Genomic DNA, 16,449 nt, shown 5'->3' on the forward strand with positions numbered 1-16,449 from the left:
GTGGTGGTGTTATGTAATTCTTGGTATAACAAAGAAAGGCAACCTGTTCAGCTGCCTTTCTTCTATCACTTAATCTCGATTTCTTCCTTCATGTCGATCTCCTCTCCGTTGGAATCATAGAATACGTATTCCAGGAAAGCGAGCTTCTGACTCGGAATGATCTTAATGCCGAATCCGTACTTCATCTGCCACTTGCGTTTCAGAGAAACGAGTCCCTGATTGACGTACGCAGCGATGTACGGGTGGATGTGTAACGAGAATTTCTTTATCTTCAATTTATTGACCAGGTAATCAATTTTACTCTCTAATGTATCTGTGAACAGGATAGACGACTTGATCGTGCCTTTACCAAAGCAGGTGGGGCAGGTTTCGGTCGTATTTACATCCATAGCCGGACGTACACGCTGCCTTGTAATCTGCATCAGGCCGAATTTGCTGAGCGGCAGAATGTTGTGGCGTGCCCTGTCTTTCTGCATGTTGGTACACATACGTTCGTAAAGCTTTTGGCGATTTTCCGCTTCATTCATGTCAATGAAGTCTACGACTATGATACCCCCCATATCTCTCAATCTTAATTGGCGTGCCAGCTCGTCGGCGGCTCCCAGGTTTACTTCGAGTGCGTTACCTTCCTGCCCGTTGGCATTCTTGGTGCGGTTACCGCTGTTCACGTCTACTACGTGAAGCGCCTCAGTGTGCTCAATAATCAAGTAGGCACCACTCTTGTAGGATACTGTTTTGCCAAAAGATGATTTGATCTGTTTGGTGATACCGAAATTGTCGTAAATGGGAAGTTGCCCTTTGTACAGTTTTACGATGTCTGCCCGGTCGGGGGCGATAAGTGAAACGTAGTCTTTGATCTCATTGTACACCGCCTCGTTATTGACGTAAATATTTTCAAAAGAAGGATTGAAGAGGTCGCGCAATAGTCCTACGGCACGGCTTGTCTCTTCATAAATCAACGTCGGGAATTTGGTGGCTTTTTGTACTTTGGTGATAGCTTCTTCCCAGTGCTTGAGCAATACTTTAAGTTCTCCGTCGAGTTCGGCAACACGTTTTCCTTCGGCTACCGTACGAACAATCACACCGAAGTTTTTCGGTTTGATACTCATTAGTAGTTGCTTAAGGCGGGCGCGTTCTTCGCTCGATTTAATTTTTTGTGAAACAGAAACCTTATCATTGAAAGGGATCAGTACTAAATATCTTCCGGCAAATGAAAGTTCGGAAGTAAGTCTCGGTCCTTTTGTTGAGATCGGTTCCTTTACAATCTGCACCACTACTTCTTGTCCTACCTTTAGCGTATTGGCTACTGTGCCGTCTTTGTCCAGGTCGGGAAGCAGGGTTGCTTTAGAAATTGAATTTAGCTTTTTCTTGTCGCTTAAAGTTTGCTTTACGAACTTTTCGAGTGAATTGAATTGAGGACCCAGGTCTAAATAATGAAGGAAAGCATCTTTCTCGTAACCAACGTCCACGAAGCAGGCATTTAGGCCGGGCATCAATTTCTTGACACGCCCCAAATACATATTACCCACCGAAAAGGAGATATTTCTTCCTTCGCTTTGAAGTTCCACCAGGCTCTTGTCCTCGAGTAGGGCGATGGATACTTCTTTGGGTTGTACGTCTACTACTAATTCGCTTGTCACAATTGTTTCCTAATTATTTGGTTTTAAAAAATGAACAAATGAATTTGAATCTTGTTCATTGGAATCGGGCATTTAAACAAAGAACAAACTCGAAAGACATTCGCTTCACAAGTTTGTTCCTTATTTTTGTCCAGATCAGACTAAAAATTACTTTTTGCTTTTATGTCTGTTCTTTCTTAGTCTTTTTTTACGCTTGTGCGTAGACATTTTATGTCTTTTTTTCTTTTTTCCGCTTGGCATAGCTTGAAATTTTTATGGTTAATACTCTTGTTTATTATTTCTTTACGGCGATTGTAAATGTCTTCGCTGGCTTAAATGCCGGAATATTATGTTCAGGGATGATAATTGTAGTATTCTTGGAAATATTACGAGCTGTTTTCTGAGCTCTTTTTTTCACTACGAAGCTACCAAACCCACGAAGGTAAACATTCTCATCTTTCGCCAAAGAATCTTTCACTGCGTCCATAAACGCTTCAACAGTTGTCAATACTGCCACTTTGTCAATTCCGGTGTTCTTTGCAATTTCGTTTACAATATCTGCTTTAGTCATTTTTCCTTAAAAAAAATATTATTACTATGTTCTTTCTAATTTTTTGGACTGCAAATATATAGCTTTTTAAGCACTCAAAAAAATATATTCTGAACAATTTTAGAAAAAAGTCTCTTCCTTAAGTTTTGTTAGATTAAAAAAGAGCTACTTTTGCATGAAATAAATACTTCAATCTGTCGATATGATAGTGTATTAGCTGTTTGTGAGGTATCTCAGAAAGGGGGAAGGAGGTATTTTAGTGATTATATTGATACATTGTTTGGATGAATAATTTCAGTGAAATATTGATTAATTGGTATCGCGAACATAAGCGTGAATTGCCCTGGCGGGAGTCTTCTGATCCTTATCTGATATGGATTTCAGAAATCATTTTGCAACAGACGAGAGTGGTTCAGGGATATGATTATTTTATACGTTTTATTAAACGTTTTCCGGATGTGACGTCACTTGCCGAAGCCGATGAAGATGAGGTGATGAAATTTTGGCAGGGATTGGGATATTATTCCCGTGCACGCAATCTTCATGCGGCGGCCCGTAGCATGAACGGTGTGTTTCCTAAAACTTATCCCGAAGTATTAGCTTTGAAAGGGGTGGGAGAGTATACGGCTGCCGCTATTTGCTCTTTTGCTTATAATATGCCTTATGCGGTGGTCGACGGAAATGTTTACCGGGTACTTTCCCGCTATTTGGGTATTGAAACACCGATCGATTCCACTGAAGGTAAAAAGCTGTTTGCTTCATTGGCTGGAGAATTTTTGGATAAATCGCGGCCGGCTGTCTATAATCAGGCAATCATGGATTTTGGGGCTATACAGTGTACTCCGCAGAATCCCGCTTGTCTTTTTTGCCCTTTGGCCGGCAGTTGTATGGCTTTGTCAAAAAGTATGGTAGCACAGCTTCCTGTAAAGCAACATAAAACGAAGACGACAGAACGTTTTTTGAACTACATATATGTACGCGCGGGTGCCTGTACTTTTATTAATAAACGGACGGGAAACGATATTTGGAAAAATCTTTTCGAACTGCCTTTGATAGAGACAGCATCATCTGTTATGGAAGAAGAGTTGTTGGCGCTTCCGGAATTTATAAAATTGTTTGATAAGGAGGAAGTGCCGGTGGTTCGTTCCATCTGCCGAAATGTGAAACATGTGTTATCGCACCGGGTTCTTTATGCTAATTTTTATGAAGTTGTTCTGCCGGAAAAAACAAAATCTTTCTCATCGTATTTAAAGATAAAAACGAGTGAATTAGAGCAATATGCCGTGCCAAAACTGATACATGCCTTTCTGGAGAAATATGTATAAAAACTTGTTTCGTGTTGTATTTCTATTTAATTTTGGCACAAAATAATATAAATATAGAATAATATGTCAGTTAATAAAGTGATATTGTTAGGAAATGTCGGTAAAGATCCGGAGGTTAGATATCTGGATACAGGTATTGCTGTGGCTACTTTCCCATTGGCTACTACCGATCGTGCATATACTTTGGCTAACGGAACGCAGGTGCCCGAAAGAACAGAATGGCATAATCTTGTTTTATGGCGTGGATTGGCGGAGACGGCAGAGAAGTATGTTCATAAGGGCGATAAACTTTACATTGAAGGAAAAATCAGAAGCCGTTCTTACGACGATCAAACGGGAGCAAAACGATATATCACTGAAATATTTGTGGATAATATGGAGATGTTGACACCGAAGAATACAGTATCCGGAACTTCTTCGTATGCTCCGGCAGTGCAACCACCCGTTGCTTCGACAACGCAGCCGCAACAATCGCAGGCTGCCCCTATGCAGAATAATCCGGCAGATGATTTGCCGTTTTAAAAAAGACGATGAATAGTTAAAAACTTATCAGTTGAAAGTTGAGAATTGAAAGTTGAAAATTGCTATACAGCATGATGATACTGTTAATTTTCAACTACTTGTTTTAAATCCTCAACTCTCAATTTTCAACTTTCAACTTTCGACTTTCAACTTTCGACTTTCAACTGGTAAAGGCTTTCATCCATATCAATAATTGTTTAACTAAAAACCAAGATTTTGGACCCAGACGCTTATTTATGCCAGTTGGCAGATATTTTTAATGGTATAACTGTAAACCCACCTTCTTTTTCGGCAATTGTAGCTATCGTTTTAGCCGGTGTGCTTCTGCTCGCCTCCGGTTTCGCTTCCGCATCGGAGATTGCTTTTTTCTCATTATCTCCTTCCGATCTCAATGAAATAGACGAGCGTAATCATCCTTCCGATGAAAAAATCAGTAGTTTGCTTGGAGATTCCGAAAGTTTGCTGGCAACCGTGCTGATCACTAATAATTTTGTGAATGTTACCATCATCATGCTTTGCAATTTCTTCTTTATGAATGTTTTTGTTTTTCATTCAGCGCTTGCGGAGTTCTTGATTTTGACGGTGATTCTTACATTCCTGTTGTTGCTTTTCGGTGAGATCATGCCTAAGATTTATTCAGCACAGAAAACGCTGGCTTTCTGTCGTTTTGCAGCTCCGGGTATCTGTGTTTTACGGAAAGTTTTCCGCCCTGTTTCTGCCCTTCTCGTGCGTTCCACAACTTTTCTGAATAAGCGTTTTACGCGTAAGAATCATAATATCTCAGTCGATGAACTTTCACAGGCATTGGAACTGACGGATAAAGCCGAACTTACTGAAGAGAATAACATACTTGAGGGTATCATTCGTTTTGGTGGAGAAACAGCCAAAGAGGTAATGACTTCACGTCTCGACGTAGTCGATTTGGACATACGTACCTCTTTCAAGGATGTGATGAAGTGTATTGTGGAGAATGCCTATTCACGAATTCCCATCTATTCCGGTTCTCGTGATAATATTAAAGGGGTACTTTATATAAAAGACCTTTTGCCTCATGTGAATAAAGGGGATACTTTTCGCTGGCAATCGCTGATACGTCCGGCCTATTTTGTGCCTGAGACAAAAATGATAGATGATCTTTTACGTGATTTTCAAGCCAATAAAATACACATTGCTATTGTTGTCGATGAATTCGGAGGAACTTCCGGCATTGTGACCATGGAAGATATCATTGAAGAGATTGTAGGTGAGATTCATGACGAATACGATGACGAAGAACGTACTTATGTGGTATTGAATGATCATACTTGGATATTTGAAGCTAAAACCCAATTGACCGATTTTTATAAAATCACGAAGTTGGATGAAGATGATTTCGAAAGGATGGCCGGTGATGCCGATACGTTAGCCGGACTTCTGCTCGAGATAAAAGGGGAGTTTCCCGCACTTCATGAAAAGGTTTCTTATCTGAATTATGATTTTGAAGTACTGGAGATGGATAATCGCCGTATTTTGAAGGTAAAGTTTACTATCAATGAGCCTCCGTCGGATGAGGATGCATAATTATGGCATTGTTTCTTTCTCATAAAGAACCTTTGTATCGGTGGGGTGTCTGGAAAATGGATGAATCTGTAGATACGCTGCTTGATCTGCTTCCGGAGCGGGAATATTATGAACGGGAAGTGCAGCGTTTTGTCGCTTCTCATCGCCGGTTGGAGTGGCTTTCCGTCCGTGCGTTGCTGTTTCGCCTATTGGGAGAGCATAAGGAAGTCTGTTATCAGCCGAGTGGGAAACCGTATCTGGCGGATCATTCATATTTCATCAGCATTTCCCATACGAAAGGTTATGTGTCGGTTATTCTGAGTGATAAAGTGCCGGTAGGCATCGATATCGAGCAGTACGGACAACGGGTACACAGAGTGGCCCATAAATATATGCGGGAGGATGAATCGGTTCGTCTTTATAAAGAAGATGCTACCTGGAGTCTTTTATTGCATTGGTCTGCTAAGGAGGTGATGTTTAAATGTATGGATACGGACGGGGTCGATTTTCGCCAACATTTACATATAGAACCTTTTTTGCTTCAAGAGCAGGGCGATTTTACCGCTCATGAATATAGAACCGAACAGAAGCGTAGTTTTCGGATACATTATTTGCTTCACCCTGAGTTTGTAATGACTTGGAGTATTGATTGATAAAAAATGAGATAACATGAATTTGAAATATTATTTGGGTCTTCTTTTTTGGATACCGGTGATGGTCCAGTCTCAGAATGCTCCGGTCACTGTCTCTCATGAACGTTCTGCAAAGGGAGAAGTTACTTTTTATGCAGACAATACATCGTATTCTCCGTTTACGGTTGCTCTCACTTTTACCCGCCTAAGCGGAACTTCCTCTTTTCAGGAGGGAGAAACGTATAAGTCGACAGCAAAACATGGTAGAACACGATTGATAGTTTTGAGACCGGTTTCTGAAAATGAAGGGATTGGCTTTGCTTATCGTTTCAACACGGCTAAGGGTGATTTTCGGACGAAGACAGATACGAACTTTGTGTATCCCCAAAAGAACACTCTGAAAAGTTGCAGATTGTAACTGATAAGCATAAAAAAAGTCGTATCATTATTCAAAAGTAGAGTTGATACGACTTTTTTTTATTACCGATATTTATAAAGGTTTGGATCCATCTTCTTGGTTTTCTTTCTCTTTATTCATTTTGTAACTGAGTGCTCCCGAAGGGCATTTTCTGATCTGTGCGATCAGTTCCTCTGTGGTCGCGTTTTCTATCTGTACCCATGGCCTTTCTTTGGGATGGTATACGTTCGGTAGCATTTTTACGCAGATACCTGCATGTTGGCAAAGCTCCGGTTGCCAGATAATGGTCATTTCGCCATTTGTATATTCTATTTTCTTTCCCATGTTTATTATTTTTTTATTGGATATGAAAACCTTTCATCACAATGCGTCTCCATTCCGGATGTTTATGAATGTAGCCGGCAACGAACGGACAAAGTGGCACAAGGCGTAAATCTTTTTGTTCAATGTCCTTCAATGCTTTTTCAACTAATTGAGAACCGACTCCTTTACCTCCCAATGCACGAGGGACTTCTGTGTGAGTCAGGTAGATTTCTCCGTTCGGAGTTTTTATATATTCTATTTTGGCTATATGGCCATCGATACGGAATTCGTATCTACGGCTTTCTTCATTATCAATGAGTTCATATTCCTCTGTCATAATTTTCTTCATTAATTGTTTAATTTATATCTTAATAAACAGTTTATCCGGAGGTTTTGTTTGTTTGTTCTCCGGAAATTTGTAAATCAGGGCACTCTGTTTTGATTTTTAAGGGCATGTTTAAATTTTCTTCTTAAATATTAGAGTACAATCTTTAAAGGGATATGATTATTACCCAAAAGGAGATACAGACACTCATGGACGCACCGATGAAGAACACCTATCATGAACTTGTACGGGACTTGTTCGTCTTTTCTGTTTTCACGGGTTTGGCATATTCGGACGTGAAGAACCTCACCGCCGACCGCCTGCAAACATTCTTTGACGGCAACCTATGGATAATCACCCGACGGAAGAAAACCAATACCGAATCGAATATCCGTCTTTTGGACGTTCCCAAGCGTATCATCGAGAAATACAAGGGACTTGCAAGGGACGGTCCTGTTTTTCCCGTTCCGAGCAACGGCAGTTGCAACAAGACACTCAAAGAGATAGGCAGACAATGCGGCTTCAAGGTGCGGCTGATCTATCATGTAGCCCGTCACACGAACGCCACGCCCGTGCTTCTGTCACACGACGTACCCATCGAAACCGTGAGCCGCCTATTGGGGCACACGAACATCAAGACCAGCAGATATACGCCAAAATCACCGCCCAGAAGATAAGCCAAGACATGGAAACCTTGTCGCACAAGTTGGAGGAGATGGAGAAGAACATCTGCCGAGCCATTTAGTTACCTTAAAACAGCATACCGATGAAAGAAGAAAGGAATATCATCACGATAGATGAATACGGCAATATCTCCCTGCCGACCGACATAGGCGCAACCGCCATGACCGAGTGGGAAATCTGCGAATTGTTCGGGGTTATCGCCCCAACGGTTCGGGCAGGGATAAAGGCACTCTGCAAGAGCGGAGTATTGAAAGAGTACGGTATCGAACGCCTTATCCGCCTATCGGACAGAAGCAGCATAGAGGTTTACGACCTCGAAACGATAGCCGCCCTCGCTTTCCGTATCGAATCGTTCGGGGCGGCGAAAGTCCGTAAAGTGTTGTTGGAGAGAATAACGCATCGGTGAAAAGAGAAAACAACGGTTATCGTGTCTGTCGTTGCCGACACCGAGTCGAGCCGTCGATGGATGGCGTAACGGTCTGTCGGTCGGGGTATCTTCTGAGCCGCAATGCTCCGTATCGCTGAAAATTCCCCAATAAGGCAAGGGGCAAGCCCCTCTGCACATCCCGTCGGGGACGGCTCTTTGCCACTCCCGAAGATACAAAGAATCATTGTTTCACAAGCTAAAAAAGAAAGGAATATATATGGGTTTCGTAGTATTGCACATGGAAAAGGCGCACAGTTCCGACAGCGGAACGACCGCCCACATCGAGCGTTTCATCATACCGAAGAACGCAGACCCGACACGGACGCACCTGAACTGAAAGCTCGTTGCCTACCCCGACGGGATTAAAGGCCGTTCGGCGGCTATGCAGAGAAGATTGGAAGAAGCGGGGCTGACACGCAAAATCGGAAACAACCAAGTACGGGCAATCCGCATCACCGTGTCGGGAACGCACGAGGACATGGAACGCATCGAAAGGGAGGGGCGTTTAGACGAGTGGTGCGCCGACAATATGAAATACTTTGCCGACACGTTCGGAAAGGAGAACATCGTGGTGGCGCACCTGCATCGGGACGAGGAAACGCCGCACATACACGTCACGCTCGTTCCCATCGTCAAAGGAGAGCGCAAGCGCAGGAAAAGGGAGGAACAGACGAAGAAGCGATACTGTAAGAAGTCGACCGATACCGTAAGGCTGTGCGCCGACGATATTATGACACGCCTAAGGCTGAAATCCTACCAAGACACCTACGCCGTGGCGATGGCGAAATACGGGCTGCAAAGGGGCATTGATGGCTCGAAGGCACGGCACAAGTCCACGCAGCAGTATTACAATGAAACGAAGAAACTCACCGACAGCCTCAAAACGGAGGTAGTGGATTTGCAGCGTCAGAAAGAAACGGCGCAGGAGGAACTCAAACGGGAGAAAAAAGAGATACAGACCGAGAAGCTGAAAGGGGCGGCGACCACCGCAGCAGCCAACATCGCCGAGAGTGTCGGTTCTCTTTTCGGCAGTAACAAGGTCAGGACGTTGGAGAGGGAGAACACCGCCCTGCATAGGGAGGTCACCACGCACGGGGAAGCCATCGAAGCCCTGCAAACCCGAATACGGACCATGCAGACCGACCACAGCCGACAAATGGCGGAAGTAGAGCGGAAGCATCGCAGGGAGATAGCGGACAAGGAAGCGAAGCACAAGGAGGAAATATCGTTTCTGAAAACGGTAATCGCAAGGGCGGCGGCATGGTTCTCCTATTTCCGTGAAATGCTCCGTATCGAAAACCTCTGCCACTTTGTCGGGTTCAGCGACGGGCAGCCGGCAATGCTCGTCAAGGGAAAGCCGTTGGAGTATGCAGGGGAACTCTACTCGGAGGAACATAAACGGAAATTCAAGACCGAAAAGGCTGGGGTTCAAGTGATGAAAGACCCCACGGACGGGACGAAATTAGTTCTTGCCATCGACCGAAAGCCCATTACCGAGTGGTTCAAAGAGCAATTCGACAAGCTAAGGCAGAACATACACCGACCCATACAGCCGTAAAGGAAAGGCAGGGGGATTTAGGGGAAATAGAGAAATAATCAGCTGTATCACAATCACTAAATTTAAGTCAATCAAATTATTGGCATTCTATGTGCATAAACGAAATAAAAGTAGTAAATTTGCCAAATAATGACAAATTGAAAAAATATTCGAACGTTATTCGCACAAAAGGTCAAAGCGGCTAGAGTCCGAAGCGGATTGTTGCAAAAGCAATTGGCTTCGGCTTTGAATATAGATGTCCCTATGTATAGCCGAATAGAACGCGGAGACAGGTAAGCTAAAAAGGAGCAAGTGGTATTGCTTTCGGACATCTTGAATATCGAACGGGAAGAGCTGTTGAGCCTTTGGATTGCGGATAAGATAAATGCAATTATCGGAGACGATAAAAACATTGCGGATAAAGCATTGAAGACTATAATTGACAATAGAAATGGAAATAAAGACTATACACACGCTTATCAACGGAGATAGCAGGAATCTTTCTCTTATGCCGGACAAGTCCGTCCATTTGATCATTACGTCGCCCCCGTATTGGCAATTGAAAGATTATGGGAATGACGGGCAAATAGGATTTCATGATAGTTACGAAAGCTATATCAACAATCTGAATATGGTCTGGGCGGAGTGCAATCGAGTATTGCATGACGGTTGCCGTTTGTGCATAAATATAGGAGACCAATTCGCTCGTTCCGTCTATTACGGACGTTATAAAGTGATTCCCATAAGAACCGAAATCATACGTTTTTGCGAAGCTCTCGGAATGGATTATATGGGAGCCGTAATTTGGCAGAAGCAAACAACGATGAATACGACAGGGGGAGGAGCTGTTATGGGTAGTTTTCCCTATCCTCGAAACGGTATTTTGAAAATAGATTACGAATTTATCCTCATTTTTAAAAAACAAGGTAAGGCTCCCGTTCCTGCTATCGAGCAAAAGCAATGTTCGGAAATGACCAAAGATGAATGGAATACATTTTTTGCTTCCCATTGGAATTTCGGCGGGGCTAAACAAGACGGGCACATTGCAGTATTTCCTGAAGAATTACCGCGCCGTTTGATAAAAATGTTCTCTTTTGCCGGAGAAACGGTATTCGATCCGTTCATGGGTAGCGGAACAACGGCTTTAGCTGCACGTAATCTGCAACGCAACTCCATCGGATACGAAATAAATCCCGATTTCAGAAAGTTTTATGAAGAAAAAGTGTCGTCATCCATATCGTTCGGAACGGTAGAATATAAATACCGAACGGACGGGAACGCTTTCGATATAGCAAGCAAGATGGAAACCTTACCGTATCTTTTTCGCGATCCCCATAAAATGGGGAATAAGATAGACATCAAGCGTTTGCAGTTCGGTTCTCGAATAGACAAAGATAAAAAAGAAAGAGAAGAATATTTTTCGGTCAAAACGATTTTATCTCCGAATACAATCGTTTTGAATAACGGACTTACCGTACGATTGCTCGGTATCAAGGAAAAGCCATGCGTCAACGGTAATGCTACGAAATTTCTTTTGGAGAAAACCAAAGGACGCAAAGTATTCTTGCGTTACGATACGATAAAATACGATGATGAGGATATGTTGCTTTGTTATTTATACTTGGACAACAAGACCTTTATCAATGCACATATGTTGAAAAACGGGTTAGTCGATGTAGACTATTCTTTCGATTTCAAATATAAAAGTAAATTCGAAAAACTGATAAACGCATAAAAAGTTATGGATAAATATTCTATGAATTTCGGAAAAAAAGAACGCGTACTGAACTACGCTTGCCAAACATACCAATTATCTCGCCCGAATAAAGTAGGTGCTGTAATGGCTCTTATTCGCGATTGCCAACCTTTTTCGTTCGATGAATGGCAATCATGGTATTTCGAAAATGCTCATACCGCAGGAAAAAATCCGACGAAAATCACAGTCGAAAGTCTCCATGAATTGGGTGAACGGTTGTATGCAAAAATTACGGAAGTCGTGATTCCTGAATGGGAAGCAGCTTTTCGTGAATTGACAGAACAGGACTGTATCGACTATATATACAATCTGACTATAAATCGTACTTATGACGGTTATATACGAGAAAAGTCTGTAATCAATGACGGATTGGCTAAAGTTTTTCCTAATATAGACTTCGAAGAAAGCGATCCCGAATTGGATCATGCAGGAGATATCGATTATATCGCAAAAATCGGAGATAAAGCCATAGGCATACAAATCAAACCGATAACAGCGAGTGCCAATTTCGGTAGTTATTCGCTGACTGAACGAATGAAAGCGAGTTTCGAATCGTTCAAAGAACGATATGGCGGTAATGTGTTTATCGTATTCAGCTTAGATGGAGAAATTGCCAATAAAGAAGTAATAGAGCAAATTAGACATGAAATAAGTCAAATGTTGTACGTGTAGAATAGAAAAGATATACACATATCGATTCTCATGACCGAACGGATTTGAAGACAACTTGAATATATACGGTAACAAGTTATATATTGTTCATTTATGGCAGCTAAGAATATTTGTTTAGATTTCTAATTGCACTATTTCATTGCTGGGAATACCCCACATGCAATGGATGCAAAAATTCATAATGAATCCGAGCGATATTTATTAAAAGCAATTTCTGAGTTACAAAAATATGTAGGGTGTGATATATCCGTTAGGGTTGAAGCTAAAAATGAAGGTGGTATAATTGACAATTTATTACTCATTTGTGATAAAATTGATATTTCAGGTATTTTAACTGCTTTGCTGGCTGGATTTGTAGGTTCGTTTTTCCGTCCTGTAATTCATAAAACAGACGAAATTAAGAATCGAATAGAAATAGCAGAAAAAATTAAAAGTGGTGATTTTTCCAAAGAAGAAGCAGAGATACTATTACAAGGTGACAAACAATTAAAGAAATGGATTAGTAAGTACTATGAAGTCCTTTCGAAAGAAGAAACAATAACCAAAATAGAAGCAAATATTCCAACTGGAGATAATCAAAATAATACTGCAACTATTGAAAAAAAGATTTCTACGGTCATGTTATTCAAGAGGGAACAAGTACTACAACAGAGATAATAAATGGAACAACTATTTATATTGTTTCTCCTGTTTTAGTAAAAGGTCGAAAATTGCCTTGGAGAGGAATTTATTCAGGACTTCCAATTGAATTCAAGATAGATGACAAGGATTTCTTGGAGCAAGTTTATGACCAAGAAATTAAATTTGGAAATGGAACTTCAATTACATGCAATTTACAGATAGAAACAAAAACGACAATTAAAGATGATATTGAAGAAGCAAAAACGTATTACATTGTCAAGCTTATAACACAATGGTCTGATGATGAGCATTTTCAATATGACACTAAAAAGTATAAAAAAATAAAGAAAGAACAAAACCAACCTAAGTAAGCTACATTATTTAGCGATGATTTTTTCGAGTGATTTGTTATTTCGTCAAAAATGGCTATCTTCGCATTCAGAAAGAGTTATTTGACAGCATAGCACCGCAAATCACTGAAAATTGCACGGTTGCTAAATCATATATCCAAAATGCAAAATCCGACTGATTTGCATAACTGCCTGTCAAACAGTGTTATCTTCCATATTCTTCCCATTCAGATTCGGTGGTAAAAATGCAAAAAACGACGGAAAAGTGAAGGCGTTCCGTTACGAATACATTACCTGTTGAGGTGTTCCAGGGTATCATACTTGCAAGGTTAAAACAGCCTGAAAGTAAGGTGTTTCCAACCATACAGGAGTGATTTTTCGGGAAACGGTATGAAATTTTCTCTTTGAGAGACGCTATTTCACCGATTGTCAGTGTTTTGCATACCAATGATTAGCTCTAATGCACGTAAATTTGCAATCAAAAATAGAGCTGATTATGAATGAATTGAAAGTAACTTTCTATCTAAAGAAAAATGAGACGAGAGTCGACGGTACTGTCCCCATCTTGGGACGGATACGAATCGGCATGTCAATGGTACAGTTCAGTGCCAAAGTGTATGTTCAGGAAAAGTTGTGGGATGTAAAGTCTGGCAGGGCAAAAGGGAAAAGCAAGGCGGCACAAAATGCCAATGCCGAGCTTGAAAAGTTGTGCGTGGCCATACATTCCGCATATAAAGAACTTAAACTGAAGAGCGACAATGTCCTTGCCATTGATGTGAAAAATTCTTTTCAGGGCATTGCTTCCGAACAGGACACACTGGTCAAGCATTACGGGCATCTCAATGACAAATTCTATCAAAAAGTCGGTGTCAGCCGTTCCATAGATACCTACAAACGGTATTGTGTGGCTCTTAACCATCTTAAGAATTTCCTTCAAAAGAAATACAATGTAAGGGATATGGCATTCCAATCCCTTAATCCCACATTCGTGAAAGCATTTGACCTGTATCTCCGTTCCGACCTGCAAATGGCATCCAATACCATAGTCAGTATCGTGGCTCGTTTACATCTTGTAATCAAGTCCGCCATGGATAACGGGTTGATAAGACAAGATCCGTTCATGGACTACAAATATGTAACCGATTCTCTTGTAGCCAAATGTCTGTCCGAAAAAGAATTCAATCTGATTCTTACGACACCACTGCCAAAAGACAATATGAATCTGGTGCGTGATGTCTTCATATTTTCCTGCATGACCGGCCTGGCATTCAGCGACCTCCGCAATCTGACACCCGAGAATATGAAACAGGCAGAAGACGGTGTCTGGTGGATACATACCGCGAGAAAGAAAACCGGGACTCCTTGTCATATTCCATTGATGGAGCTGCCGTTGCAATTGATAGAGAAGTATAGGGGCATATCAGACAAAGGGCGGTTGTTCCCTATGTTGAGTTGCAGCAAGACAAACATCAATCTCAAAAAGATTGCAAGAATCTGTGGCATAGAACGTTGTCTGACATTTCATCAAGCGAGACATACATACGCCTCGTTAATCACTCTGTCACAGGGAGTTCCAATGGATACCGTCCGTGAGTTGCTGGGGCACAGAAGTTGGAAAAGCACCCGTATCTACGCTCATCTTACCCAAGAGAAGATAGGGGCAGACATGGGTGATTTACAATCACGAATCGGAAAAAAGTTCATTTTGTCAGATAATAACATATCCCAACAGACACTATAAGCATATGAATAACAGGAAAACCACATACAGTACTTTCGCAGTTGTTTTCTATATCAACAAGCAGAAGGTCAAGAAGAACGGCTTGTGTCCACTGATGGGCAGGATATCCATAAATAAGGAAATCGCACAATTCTCAGCGAAGATGGATATTGATCCGGCACTGTGGGACGCTAAAAGATACAGGCTTAAAGGCAAGAACCGTGATATTCAGGAAATCAACTGTGCCATAGAGAAATTAATGGCTGATATACACCGCTATTATAATGAAATCCTTGCGGAACAAGGATATATAACGGCAGAACTTGTCAAGAATGCCATCAACGGCGTAGGGATGAGAAAACGTAAATTATTGGAATTGTATCAGGAGTATATTGAAGAGTTCTCGCAACAAGTAGGCCTGACACGTTCTTCCGGCACACTGCATAACCATCGTGCATCATATAACAGGTTGAAGAAATTCATCCAAGCCTATTACAATGTCAATGACATTGCACTCAGACATCTGGATTACAGCTTCATTGAAAAGTATGACCATTATCTGAGGGCGGATATGAAACGTTCGCTCTCTACCGTTGAAGGTTTTACCATCATGCTGAAAACCATAGTCAAGAGAGCAATCGCACAAGGGACTCTCCTTAAGAATCCCTTTGCCGGCTATTTCCCTGAGAAAGCGATGAAAAAATACCGGCACTTGGAATTGGATGAACTGAAACGCCTGATGGAAACTCCCATACAGGAAAAATTTCTCTGCTATGTAAGAGACTTATTCGTATTCAGCACGTTCACCGGCATCTCGTATATAGACTTATGCAATTTACGGAAAGAGAATTTTTACCATACTGAAGACGGTAAGCTGTGGGTTCGGTTCAACAGGCAAAAGACTAAAAGCGAATGTATCATTCAGGTTTTGGATTTACCTCGGCGAATCATGGATAAATACAAAGATCAACGTGTGGATGATAGAATCTTCAAAGTTCCCGTCCGTTCGGCATTGACAGCCAATTTCAGGAAACTGGCTGAGAAATGCAACATTGACAAACGAATCACATTCCACATGGCAAGACATAATTTCGGTTCATTGATAACTCTGTCACAAGGAGTTCCGTTGGAATCAGTATGCAAAATGATGGGACACAGAAATATCAGCACCACACAGCTGTATGCGAAACTGACACATCAGAAAGTTAATGAGGACATCAAGCGAATCAGCATGAAAGTCCAGTCCAAATATGAAATTCCGGAATGGAACAAGGGTTGCGATAATGTTAAAAACATACACTACGGACAAAGGGAGCAGGGAAATCAATAATATATCTTGGTCAGACATATAATATTCCGTCAGTCGCATATTTCCTTGCCTGCCCATTAAGTTAGTACAGACTTTCCTGAAAGCGAAAAGGTCAGGCGGCCGTACCGTTTCGGGCAGAA

The 16,449-nt window shown here is 41.6% G+C and carries 16 protein-coding genes and 3 pseudogenes; 15 read left to right on the forward strand and 4 right to left on the reverse strand.

What is annotated here, in order from left to right; genetic code table 11:
* Window positions 1-65 precede the first annotated feature (65 nt).
* A complete protein-coding gene (locus HMPREF1532_RS13355) occupies window positions 66-1,640 on the reverse strand; it encodes an Rne/Rng family ribonuclease (RefSeq protein WP_005930416.1) in 1,575 nt (524 codons plus the stop codon).
* Between the two features lie 274 nt (window positions 1,641-1,914).
* A complete protein-coding gene (locus HMPREF1532_RS13360; protein WP_002561408.1) occupies window positions 1,915-2,190 on the reverse strand; it encodes an HU family DNA-binding protein in 276 nt (91 codons plus the stop codon).
* Window positions 2,191-2,453: 263 nt separating this feature from the next.
* Between HMPREF1532_RS13360 and mutY the strand changes: the two genes are divergently transcribed.
* From mutY to HMPREF1532_RS13385, 5 genes are all read left to right on the forward strand, one after another.
* Entirely contained in the window at window positions 2,454-3,494 is a 1,041-nt protein-coding gene (mutY, locus tag HMPREF1532_RS13365) for an A/G-specific adenine glycosylase (RefSeq protein WP_005930420.1), read from the forward strand.
* Window positions 3,495-3,557: 63 nt separating this feature from the next.
* Window positions 3,558-4,016: a single-stranded DNA-binding protein gene (locus tag HMPREF1532_RS13370; RefSeq protein WP_005930423.1), complete on the forward strand. Its 459-nt coding sequence runs from the start codon at window positions 3,558-3,560 to the stop codon at window positions 4,014-4,016.
* 216 nt (window positions 4,017-4,232) lie between these two features.
* A complete protein-coding gene (locus HMPREF1532_RS13375; RefSeq protein ID WP_005930426.1) occupies window positions 4,233-5,576 on the forward strand; it encodes a gliding motility-associated protein GldE in 1,344 nt (447 codons plus the stop codon).
* A gap of 2 nt (window positions 5,577-5,578) precedes the next feature.
* Window positions 5,579-6,208 carry a 4'-phosphopantetheinyl transferase family protein gene (locus tag HMPREF1532_RS13380; protein ID WP_005930429.1) on the forward strand — a complete coding sequence of 210 codons (630 nt, stop codon included), beginning with the start codon at window positions 5,579-5,581 and terminating at the stop codon, window positions 6,206-6,208.
* Between the two features lie 16 nt (window positions 6,209-6,224).
* Complete coding sequence (locus tag HMPREF1532_RS13385; protein WP_005930431.1) at window positions 6,225-6,605, forward strand: hypothetical protein; 381 nt, start codon at window positions 6,225-6,227, stop codon at window positions 6,603-6,605.
* A gap of 72 nt (window positions 6,606-6,677) precedes the next feature.
* Here HMPREF1532_RS13385 and HMPREF1532_RS13390 read toward each other — a convergent pair whose 3' ends face one another.
* Window positions 6,678-6,929, reverse strand: a complete 252-nt coding sequence (locus HMPREF1532_RS13390; RefSeq protein ID WP_005930434.1) for a (4Fe-4S)-binding protein — start codon at window positions 6,927-6,929, stop codon at window positions 6,678-6,680.
* Between the two features lie 13 nt (window positions 6,930-6,942).
* On the reverse strand, window positions 6,943-7,245 hold the full coding sequence (locus tag HMPREF1532_RS13395) for a GNAT family N-acetyltransferase (protein WP_025819081.1): 303 nt from the start codon (window positions 7,243-7,245) through the stop codon (window positions 6,943-6,945).
* A 170-nt stretch (window positions 7,246-7,415) separates the two neighbouring features.
* Between HMPREF1532_RS13395 and HMPREF1532_RS13400 the strand changes: the two are divergent.
* The 10 genes and pseudogenes from HMPREF1532_RS13400 to HMPREF1532_RS13445 all read left to right on the forward strand — a co-directional run.
* A pseudogene (locus tag HMPREF1532_RS13400) lies at window positions 7,416-7,978 on the forward strand (site-specific integrase); the annotation flags it as partial.
* A 21-nt stretch (window positions 7,979-7,999) separates the two neighbouring features.
* Window positions 8,000-8,392, forward strand: a pseudogene (locus HMPREF1532_RS13405) (hypothetical protein).
* Window positions 8,393-8,561: 169 nt separating this feature from the next.
* Window positions 8,562-9,902 (forward strand): annotated as a pseudogene (gene mobV / locus HMPREF1532_RS13410) (MobV family relaxase).
* A gap of 147 nt (window positions 9,903-10,049) precedes the next feature.
* A complete protein-coding gene (locus tag HMPREF1532_RS21925; protein WP_224204055.1) occupies window positions 10,050-10,178 on the forward strand; it encodes a helix-turn-helix transcriptional regulator in 129 nt (42 codons plus the stop codon).
* A gap of 154 nt (window positions 10,179-10,332) precedes the next feature.
* Window positions 10,333-11,616, forward strand: a complete 1,284-nt coding sequence (locus tag HMPREF1532_RS13420; protein ID WP_005930451.1) for a DNA methyltransferase — start codon at window positions 10,333-10,335, stop codon at window positions 11,614-11,616.
* Window positions 11,617-11,622: 6 nt separating this feature from the next.
* Window positions 11,623-12,309: an MjaI family restriction endonuclease gene (locus HMPREF1532_RS13425; RefSeq protein WP_005930455.1), complete on the forward strand. Its 687-nt coding sequence runs from the start codon at window positions 11,623-11,625 to the stop codon at window positions 12,307-12,309.
* A gap of 162 nt (window positions 12,310-12,471) precedes the next feature.
* Window positions 12,472-12,966, forward strand: a complete 495-nt coding sequence (locus HMPREF1532_RS13430; protein ID WP_005930457.1) for a hypothetical protein — start codon at window positions 12,472-12,474, stop codon at window positions 12,964-12,966.
* A 53-nt stretch (window positions 12,967-13,019) separates the two neighbouring features.
* A complete protein-coding gene (locus tag HMPREF1532_RS13435) occupies window positions 13,020-13,301 on the forward strand; it encodes a hypothetical protein (protein ID WP_005930459.1) in 282 nt (93 codons plus the stop codon).
* 475 nt (window positions 13,302-13,776) lie between these two features.
* Window positions 13,777-15,021, forward strand: coding sequence for a site-specific integrase (locus tag HMPREF1532_RS13440; protein WP_005930461.1), 1,245 nt, complete (start codon window positions 13,777-13,779; stop codon window positions 15,019-15,021).
* 4 nt (window positions 15,022-15,025) lie between these two features.
* Window positions 15,026-16,330: a site-specific integrase gene (locus HMPREF1532_RS13445; RefSeq protein WP_005930463.1), complete on the forward strand. Its 1,305-nt coding sequence runs from the start codon at window positions 15,026-15,028 to the stop codon at window positions 16,328-16,330.
* Window positions 16,331-16,449: the final 119 nt, after the last annotated feature.

This window comes from Bacteroides salyersiae WAL 10018 = DSM 18765 = JCM 12988, assembly GCF_000381365.1.
GTDB classification, from domain to species: domain Bacteria; phylum Bacteroidota; class Bacteroidia; order Bacteroidales; family Bacteroidaceae; genus Bacteroides; species Bacteroides salyersiae.

Excerpts from the sequence above, each read along its gene's own strand:
- HMPREF1532_RS13360 (WP_002561408.1), bottom strand. The coding sequence starts at position 2,190 with ATGACTAAAGCAGATATTGTAAACGAAATTGCAAAGAACACCGGAATT.
- mutY (WP_005930420.1), top strand. The coding sequence starts at position 2,454 with ATGAATAATTTCAGTGAAATATTGATTAATTGGTATCGCGAACATAAG.
- HMPREF1532_RS13370 (WP_005930423.1), top strand. The coding sequence starts at position 3,558 with ATGTCAGTTAATAAAGTGATATTGTTAGGAAATGTCGGTAAAGATCCG.
- HMPREF1532_RS13380 (WP_005930429.1), top strand. The coding sequence starts at position 5,579 with ATGGCATTGTTTCTTTCTCATAAAGAACCTTTGTATCGGTGGGGTGTC.
- HMPREF1532_RS13385 (WP_005930431.1), top strand. The coding sequence starts at position 6,225 with ATGAATTTGAAATATTATTTGGGTCTTCTTTTTTGGATACCGGTGATG.
- HMPREF1532_RS13390 (WP_005930434.1), bottom strand. The coding sequence starts at position 6,929 with ATGGGAAAGAAAATAGAATATACAAATGGCGAAATGACCATTATCTGG.
- HMPREF1532_RS13395 (WP_025819081.1), bottom strand. The coding sequence starts at position 7,245 with ATGACAGAGGAATATGAACTCATTGATAATGAAGAAAGCCGTAGATAC.
- HMPREF1532_RS13420 (WP_005930451.1), top strand. The coding sequence starts at position 10,333 with ATGGAAATAAAGACTATACACACGCTTATCAACGGAGATAGCAGGAAT.
- HMPREF1532_RS13425 (WP_005930455.1), top strand. The coding sequence starts at position 11,623 with ATGGATAAATATTCTATGAATTTCGGAAAAAAAGAACGCGTACTGAAC.
- HMPREF1532_RS13430 (WP_005930457.1), top strand. The coding sequence starts at position 12,472 with ATGGATGCAAAAATTCATAATGAATCCGAGCGATATTTATTAAAAGCA.
- HMPREF1532_RS13440 (WP_005930461.1), top strand. The coding sequence starts at position 13,777 with ATGAATGAATTGAAAGTAACTTTCTATCTAAAGAAAAATGAGACGAGA.
- HMPREF1532_RS13445 (WP_005930463.1), top strand. The coding sequence starts at position 15,026 with ATGAATAACAGGAAAACCACATACAGTACTTTCGCAGTTGTTTTCTAT.